General features: G+C 70.6%; 7 protein-coding genes. 2 read left to right on the top strand and 5 right to left on the bottom strand.

Annotation, left to right across the window (positions count from 1 at the left end; all coding sequences use genetic code 11):
- Positions 1-634: 634 nt before the first annotated feature.
- From R2S09_RS39605 to R2S09_RS39590, 4 genes are all read right to left on the bottom strand, one after another.
- On the bottom strand, positions 635-1,447 hold the full coding sequence (locus R2S09_RS39605; RefSeq protein WP_316746114.1) for a family 1 encapsulin nanocompartment shell protein: 813 nt from the start codon (positions 1,445-1,447) through the stop codon (positions 635-637).
- A complete protein-coding gene (locus R2S09_RS39600; RefSeq protein ID WP_306192323.1) occupies positions 1,428-2,519 on the bottom strand; it encodes a Dyp-type peroxidase in 1,092 nt (363 codons plus the stop codon). Before R2S09_RS39600 ends, R2S09_RS39605 begins: the two co-directional genes overlap by 20 nt.
- A gap of 932 nt (positions 2,520-3,451) precedes the next feature.
- Positions 3,452-3,922 (bottom strand): peptide-methionine (R)-S-oxide reductase MsrB, encoded by a 471-nt coding sequence (gene msrB, locus R2S09_RS39595; RefSeq protein ID WP_306192324.1) that lies wholly within the window; start codon positions 3,920-3,922, stop codon positions 3,452-3,454.
- Positions 3,923-4,382: 460 nt separating this feature from the next.
- The gene (locus tag R2S09_RS39590) at positions 4,383-5,282 is read right to left on the bottom strand and encodes a LysR family transcriptional regulator (protein ID WP_316746112.1); all 900 of its coding nucleotides are present in this window, start codon (positions 5,280-5,282) and stop codon (positions 4,383-4,385) included.
- 200 nt (positions 5,283-5,482) lie between these two features.
- On the opposite strand from R2S09_RS39590, the gene R2S09_RS39585 reads away from it, so the two are divergent.
- A complete protein-coding gene (locus tag R2S09_RS39585; RefSeq protein WP_316746110.1) occupies positions 5,483-6,376 on the top strand; it encodes a 2-dehydropantoate 2-reductase in 894 nt (297 codons plus the stop codon).
- Positions 6,376-6,990, top strand: a complete 615-nt coding sequence (locus R2S09_RS39580) for a DUF6817 domain-containing protein (protein WP_306192327.1) — start codon at positions 6,376-6,378, stop codon at positions 6,988-6,990. The genes R2S09_RS39585 and R2S09_RS39580 overlap by 1 nt, the downstream gene beginning before the upstream one ends.
- Before the next feature lie 107 nt (positions 6,991-7,097).
- Here R2S09_RS39580 and R2S09_RS39575 read toward each other — a convergent pair whose 3' ends face one another.
- Positions 7,098-7,793, bottom strand: coding sequence for an alpha/beta hydrolase (locus R2S09_RS39575; protein WP_306192328.1), 696 nt, complete (start codon positions 7,791-7,793; stop codon positions 7,098-7,100).
- Between the last annotated feature and the right edge of the window lie 315 nt (positions 7,794-8,108).

The following is an 8,108-nucleotide window of genomic DNA, read 5'->3' as shown; positions in this document are numbered from 1 at the left end:
GCGCAGGAGCCCCTGGCGTGGACGGCCTCGCGGCCGACCAGGTCGAACGGGCCTCGGTGTGCCGGGGTTCTTGGAGTCTGCGTCACGCACTCAAGACGGACGACCCGCAGGCCCGGCGGCAGTAGAACGGTGCGCCGAGTATCCCGACTGTTGCCGACCGGGTGGTCCAAGCCGCACTGAAGCCAGTGCTGGAGCCGGTCTTCGAGGCCGGGTTCCTGCCGGTCTCTTTCGGCCTCTGCCCCGTGCAGCGCGACGCCGTTGCGGAGATGCACCGCGTCGACACCCAGGGATACCGCGGGGTGCTCGACGCGGGCATCGAAGCGTGCTTCGGCTCCATCGACCACGCGGCCCTGATGGACCGAGCGCGGAGACGGATCAAGGACAAGCGCGCTGCTGGTGGTGAAGGCGTTCCTCAAAGCCGGTGTCCTGTGACCGAGCAATCCCAGGGGCGTGCTGCGTGCGTGTCACAGACTCGGGCGGCGGGCTCCGCCGCGGAGCACCGGATGTCGTGCATCGTCTCGCGCAGCCCGGCCGTCATCTCTCGGGTGCGGGCTGCGCTGAGGGGCGCGCCGATCCGGTACGGGGAGGTCACCGCCGACGCGGACCTGCTTCGACCGGCCGGCGTCTCTCCTTGTCAGGTGCCGGTCGGCAGCGGTACGAGGGCCGCGACCGCCTCGCCGCTGTGGACCAGAAAGGTGAGGGTCTCCTCCAAGTACAGGGTGACGCTGGTCGCGTCGTGGGAGCAGTAGCCGATCGACACGTCCTGGCCGAGGTGCATCTCGAAGTCGCCGCCGCGGGTGGAGAGCAGGAAGGCGCCATCGATGGCGGGAGCCCAGACGATGTCCCCGTCCAGCAGCCTGGCGATGTGCTTGATGATCGGGTAGCCGTGGTCGGAGGTCTCGCTGACCGCCGTGTACGCCTCGGCACTCAGGGCAAGGGAGTACGCGCCGTCGACACCTGCCAGTCGCAGGGCGGAGACCGCTTGGCTGATCGCGTCCGGGTAGTCGCGGACGTCGGTGGGCAGCGTCACCGGTGAGTTGGAGGAGCTCCTCCGCAGGCCGACGATGCCGGCGGCCGCATATCCCTCGAAGACAGCCCGGTCCTCGGCGAAGGCGAGCCGCCGGGCGGCGTCCTTGGCCGGCTGCCAGTCGGCGTCCTTGGCCCCCCGGGCGACGTCGTCGACCTGGCGGCGGTCGACGGTGAACGGGACACGCAACTCGATCAAGGGCTGGAAGCGGCGCACGTGGGCGATCACGCCATCGGCAGGGGCGTCCACGCTGTCGAGGTGCCCGGTGGCCACACCTCCCAGCTCGACTCCGCGCGGCTCGGGGACGTCGACAATGCGTCGTGCTGCGGCATGCCGTTTGAAGGTGCGTCGGGCCTCCTCCTCCAGATCGCTCCACGCGGCAGTGGAGAGGGGAGCCAGTTCACGGTGCAGATTGTCCATCGGGGGTGCTCCGCTTCATGCTGCCGATCCCCAGTGAGGCATCGGAGGACGGGGGCTGACTGTCGGGTGGTGCAACGACGGCGCGGAGACAGGCGCCCGTGGCGGTCTCCTCCGATTCCGCGTCGGGTGGTGCGGGCAGGTCGTCCAGGAAGTCCGCCGTGGGGACGTGGAACAGGCATCCGGTGACGGGGGTGGAGAAGTCCAGGATCCGGTCGTGCGAGGCATCCGGGGTGCCCAGGAACATCCGCTCCAGCATCGTCTCCGTCACCGCCGGGGTGCGGGCATAGCCGATGAAGTAGGTGCCGAACTCGCCGCGGCCCACAGTCCCGAAGGGCATATTGTCGCGGAGGATCTCGCGCTCTGTGCCGTCGGGGCCGGTGACGGTGGTGAGGGCGACGTGCGAGTCCGCCGGCTTGGCGCTGTCGTCCAGTTCGATGTCCGACAGTTTCGTTCTGCCGACGATCTTCTCCTGCGCCTCGACAGGCAACCTGTTCCAGGCGACCAGATCGTGCAGGTACTTCTGCACGATCACGTAACTCCCGCCGGCGAACTCCGGGTCCTCCTCCCCGACCAGGACGGCGGCGCTCGCGGCGGCGCCGGTGGGGTTCTCCGTGCCGTCGACGAAGCCGAGCAGGTCACGTTTGTCGAAGTACTGGAAGCCATGCACTTCGTCGCGCACGGTCACCGCTTTCCCCAGCCGGTTCATGATCTCCGTGGCGAGGGCGAAACACAGGTCCAGGCGCGTGGCGCGGATATGGAAGAGCAGGTCGCCCGGTGTCGACACCGCGCGGTGCACGGGCCCGTTCAGCTCACGGAAGGGGCGCAGTTCCGCAGGGCGTGGCCCTGCGAAGAGGCGGCTCCATGCCCGCGAACCGATTCCGGTGACGCAGCTGAGCCTGCCCTCAGGCTCGGCACGGAAGCCCACAGCCCGTTGCAGGGAGTTCACATCGGACAGCAGGTCCCGGGTGACCGCTTCGCCGCCGGGGTCGATCGTGACGACGAGGAAGATCGCCGCGCTGGTGAGAGGGCACAGAACCGTCTGCGGCGTCGGTGCCGGCGTCTCATCGGTCATGTGCCCTGTCCCTTCCAGTGATCGCCTTTGTTCGGTGCCGGCCCGGTGCAGCGCCGGTATGCGCAGCCCGGTCGAACCACGAGCAGTGCAAGACGCCGTCCGCATGAGCGGGGCGACCGTGTCCCTCGCGCTCCCCCGCCAGTGCCCGGTGGTGGCCAAGTGCCGCCGGCCGTCCGATGTGCCGGGCGCGGCTTGACGCCGCGGGACACCCGGGGCGGCGCGGGCGCCCGGTGCGCATATCGGGACGGACGACATGGATGCCTGGGCGGATGCGTCCGGCTTCCACGGGCCCGGGTGGGGGGCCCACGGCGATGCCGAGGCCCGCGGGGTCCGGGCGGAAACCGCTGCTCGACGTGCGGACCCGGGAGGGGGATGCCGGGGAGGAGGTTCTTCCCCCAGGGGCATGTCCGGCGTTCACTGATACCGGCCGTCGAAGCGGCTTCCGCTTCGCGGATCCGAGAACCGCAGGCCGACGACCTCTCCCCCCCTCCACCACCCAGCGCAGGTCGTAAGAGGCCCGGTAGGACGGCGGCCAGAACGAGCAGAAGTGGCCGTTCTCATCGACGGACCACGTGCCCTCGGTCTCCCGTCCGCCCTCGGCGTAGCGGGTGGCGCCGTCGGGGTCGAAGGTCTGCGTCGCTCCGTCGGTGTAGACGAGGCGCCCTGCGGTGAGAGCAATCGGAATCTCCCCGGCCGGCACAGGTGCACCGTCTTCGGCTGAAACGCCGTCGAGGTTCTTGGTCAAGGAAGGGACCTCCCGTGGGCCCGCGCCGACCCTGTGTGAGCTGTAGTGGTTCAAGGCATGTGGCCGCGCAGGAGTGGCGGCAGTGAGCAGGACGACAATGTTGTGCCTGCGGGTGTCGCAGCCCGTCTGTCCTGGCCGGCGACGCGGTGGGCGGACGGCCGGTCTCGGACTGCTGGCGGGCGGCCGCTCACTGGGGTTCGGCGGGACTGCCTGCCGGCATCCGGAACATGCTCAGGTACTGGCCGTAACCCTCCTTCTCCAGCTCCTCGACGGGGATGAAGCGCAAGGAGGCCGAATTGATGCAGTAGCGCAGTCCGCCCCTGTCGTCGGGTCCGTCGGGGAACAGGTGCCCGAGGTGGCTGTCCCCGGTCACCGACCGGACTTCGACACGGGTCATTCCGTGGCTGGTGTCGGGCCGCTCGACGACGTGGCCGGGCTCCAGGGGCTTCGTGAAGCTGGGCCACCCTGTGCGGCTGTCGTACTTGTCCGCGGAGGAGAACAGAGGCTCCCCTGACACGATGTCCACGTAGATGCCGGGGGCCTTGTTGTCCCAGAAGGCGTTGGCGAAGGAGGGCTCCGTCTCGTCCTGCTGGGTCACGCGGTACTGCTGTTCTGTGAGTTGCGCGATGCGCTCTGGGCTCTTGCGGTACTCCGGCATGCCTACCTCCCAGGCGACGTGGCTGCATCGTCCCTTCCGGGCTTTCGCGTCACGCGCCACCGTTTCCTTACCTCGGGACGGGACAAACACCTCACTCGAGGAGACCGGCCGGTCCGGTGGACCGCGCGTGCGCCTGGGCAGAGGGGCCGGTCCGGGGTCGCGGAGCCGGACCGCGGTTCATGGCCTGCGGCGCGCAGCGCGAAGGGCGGGACGGCAAGGACGGAAGGACGGAGCGCCCTGCCTCGTCGGGCAGGCCTGCCCGACGGCCACAGCTTGCAGGCCCCGGCCTACGAGCAAGGTTGCCCTGGTCTGCCGGTAGAACGGCGCCCCGCACCCGACGGTAGCGGCCGTCGATCCTTGCCGCCGCCACGCCTGACACGTACGAGAGCCCCTCGCCGCTCGGAGGCGGCGGAAGGCCGTGGTCCGTAGCGGCAGGCGAGGCGACCTACCGAGTGCGGCTTCACTGACCGGACAGGCGGGCGCAGTGGTGGGCGACGGTGTCGGCGAAGGCGCGGGCCAGTGGGGACAGGGTGTCCCAACGGCGTACAGCCCAGCCGGCGGTGAGCGCGGGGAGGGCGGGGATCGGGACCAGCCGCAGGTCGGGGTGGTCGGGGCCGGTCCACTCGGGCAGGGTCGGGACGACCGCGTGACCGAGCCCGAGCCCAACCAGCAGGATCGCGGTGTCCCAGTCGGTGACGCTGGTGTCGAAGACCGGCCGGATGCCTGATTCGGCGAGCCAGGTGCCGAGCTGGGTGCGCGCCGTCGAGTTCTCCGGGAGGCCGATGAGCCGGGCGTCCTGCAGGTCCGTGGGCTCGATGGAGGGCTTGGCGGCGAGCGGGTCGTCGGCAGTGACGGCGAGTGACCAGGGCAGGTGGACGACGGGCCGCTGCTCGACGGCGCCGCCGGCCGGTCGCAGGGTGATCCAGGCGAGATCCACCGCGCCGGCGACGAGCGCGTCGACGCAGCCACGGCTGGACGTCTCGGTCTGGAACTCCAGGCTGGCCCGCGGGAAACGCCGGCGGAAGTCCACCACCGCGGCGGCCATGAAGTGCCGGACGGTCGTGGCGCCGGTGGTGACTCGTACCGATCCGCCCTCCGCGCGGGCGAGTTCCTCGATCCGGCGCACGGCCTGGTCGATGCGCCCCAGGCCCTCTGTCACCGCCGTGTGCAGCAGCTGTCCCGCCGAGGTCGGCGCAACCCCGCGTGCGTGCCGTTCGAGCAGGCTGAGCCCCAGCTCCCGCTCGAGTCGCTTCACGTGCTGGCTGACTGCCGACTGCGTGCAGCCCAGGTCGCGGGCGGCAGCGCTCAGCGCACCGGTCCGGCAGACCGCGGTGAAGACACGGAGATCGTCAAGCGTCATGAGGTCCAAGCTTATGCTTGGGTCTCGCGTGCAAATCCGTGGATTGACTTGACCCGGGCCAGGTTTGATCATCGTTTCCGGGCCCAGGGCGGCAACCCGCCTGCTGTCTCGACCGCGATCCGGACGCGATCCCGACACGGGCGGGTGCCGACCCGCCACCGGCCCGACCGGCTTTCCGGCCTCTCAGGACAGGAGCACACGTGAGCACAACGAAGCTGACAGTAGCCGTTCTCGGCCCGGGCGGCGTCGGCGGCCTGATCGGCGCGCTGCTGGCCCGCGCCGGACACCGCGTCATCTGCCTGGCCGGCGAGCGGACCGTCGCCGTGCTGCGCCAGGACGGCCTGCACGTCGACAGCGGCCAGTACGGGACGTTCACCACGGCTGTGGAGGCCGACACCGAGTTGCGCGAGCCGGTGGACGCACTCTTCGTGACGGTCAAGCAGACCTCGCTCGCCGAGGCGCTCGACCGCGTCCCGGCTGAGGTGGTCGGCACGGCCGTCGTGGTCCCGCTGCTCAACGGCCTCGACCACCTGACCGTGCTGCGCGAGCGCTTCCCCTCGGGCCGGGTCGTCGCAGGCACCATCCGGGTCGAGGCCACCCGCACATCGCCCGGCCGCATCGCCCACACCAGCCCGTTCGCGGACCTCCAACTCGCCGCCGCAGCCGAGGAGTTCGCAGAGCAGCTGCGGCAGGCCGGACTGAGCGTGACCGTACGGGAGGACGAGAGCGCGATGCTCTGGGACAAACTGGCCTTCCTTGCCGCGTTCGCTCTGCTGACCACCCGTCACCAGGCCGACGCCGGTGCCGTCCGCAGTCGGCACCGTCCCGAACTGCTCACCGTCCTCGACGAGATCGCGGCCGTGGCCCGCGCCGCCGGCGCGCCGATCACCGCCGAGGACTTGCTCTCCTTCTTCGACCGCGTTCCCGAGACGATGAAGTCGTCGATGCAGCGCGACGCCGAGGCGGGCCGGCCGCTCGAACTCGACGCCGTCGGCGGAGCCGTCCTGCGCGCCGGAGCCGCGCACAGCATCGCGACCCCGGCCACCGCCCGGCTGGTAGCCGAGATCACGCAGTCCGCGGAGCGGGCGGCGTAGTGCAGCGGTCCGCCCCCGCGCAGTGGCCCCACGTCGAGGCGTTCCTGTGCACCCGCGGAGCCGACCGGATGCCCCACCCGGGCGGGACGCTCCTGGACCATCTGCACCGCGTCGCCCGCCTGCTCTCGGCCTGGGGCGCCGAGCCGGCCGTCCAGCTCGCGGGGCTGTGCCACGCCGCTTACGGGACGGACGGATATGACGGGTCACTCCTGGACACGGCCGAGCGTGAGGTGCTCACCGAACTGATCGGCGGCCGTGCGGAGGCCCTGGTGTACCTGTACGCGAGCTGCGACCGGGCGGCCGTCTACCCGCGCCTGGGCGCCGGGCGCCCCGTGGCCTTCCGCGACCGCTTCACGAGCCGCGAACACATGCCGGCTGAGGCGGACGTACGCGCGATGGTGGAGCTCACGGCCGCCAACGAGCTCGACGTACTGGCCCACAACACCGAGCTGGCCGAACGCCACGGCCCGGCCCTGTACCGCCTGTTCGCCCGCTCACGCGAACTGCTGTCCGCCCCCGCGTGGAATGCCTGTGCCGGGCAGCTCGCCCGGTACGCCCCCCGAGCCGGGGATGGTGATCAGCGGCCTGGATCACCTGGTGCTGACGGTCAGTGACGTCGAGTGGACCATCACCGGTGCCTGTGCGGGCCGTGGGGTGCGCGACGCAGTGGACCGGCCCGGCGGCCTTCACCGCGGCGTGCATCGGAAGTGGATCAGCCGGCTCAGGCCGTAGTGGCGAGTGCGACGAGGTGCCGTGCTGTGCCGGCAGGATCGACGATCTGGTGGAGGTGCGCGCCGGGCAGGTGTGCCACACGCCAGCCGCGTTCGCGCGCCTCGACGGCGAAGTCGTCGTACGGAGGGCCGAACAGCAAGTAAGAGCAAGGATGGTCGTCCCAGCCGTCGGGGACCGGGATGTGCTGCTCGTAGTAGGACAGCGGCAGGGTGGGCTGCTCCTCGACGACTTTCTGCCGCATCACCGGTTCGGAGAACATGGGTGCGACGTCTGCCTCGTCCCACCAGTCGGTCCAGCGTGGGAGCCTGCCGTTCACGGCCATCGGGCGGATGAACTCCAGCAACTCGGGTGAGGCGACGGGGGTCGGGCCGATCCGGGCCGGCAGCGCGGCATCGACGAAGGTCGAGCTGGTCACCGGGTGGTCGAGGCCCGAGCGGATCGCCGGGAGAAACAGGCCGGCGTTGCTGTGTGCCACCAACGTCAGAGGGCTGCCGTCCGGGACCTGCCAGAGGTCGTCGCGCACCGCGTCGACGACGCGGGGCCAGAAGGGTGGAGCACCGATTCCTATGTTCAGCAGGGACGGCACCCGTACCTGGTACCCGGCTGCCGTCAGGTGTTCGGCCACAGGGTGCCAGGTCGAGGGGCCCACGGACGGACTGTGCACGAGAATGAAGACCGGCTGCATGGAACGATCCTGTCGCCCACGCCATCGCAGCTGCGACTGTCTTTGCCGACAGCAGAACGCTGGGCTTCGATGCGGTCTGCAGCCTCGCCGTCGAGTCCGCCCAAGGCCTTGGCCGCACGCTCGCCCGGCAACTGGCCGCGTCGGAGCGGAACTGGGGCCGCTGCTCCCGGTGACCGGCATGACGCCCTGTCCTGACCCCGAAGGTGCATGCCGGTCTGTCCGCTCACGAATCGCTCACGCACCCGCAACAGCTCACGGACGCCTGGCCCACAGCTGGACATGCCACTCGGCGCCCCTGTCGTCTGCCTCACGAGG

It is taken from the genome of Streptomyces sp. MK7 (assembly GCF_032658145.1).
GTDB classification, from domain to species: domain Bacteria; phylum Actinomycetota; class Actinomycetes; order Streptomycetales; family Streptomycetaceae; genus Streptomyces; species Streptomyces spiralis.
Note: the sequence above shows the minus strand (reverse complement) of the source record. Positions and strands in the feature narration are given on the sequence as shown.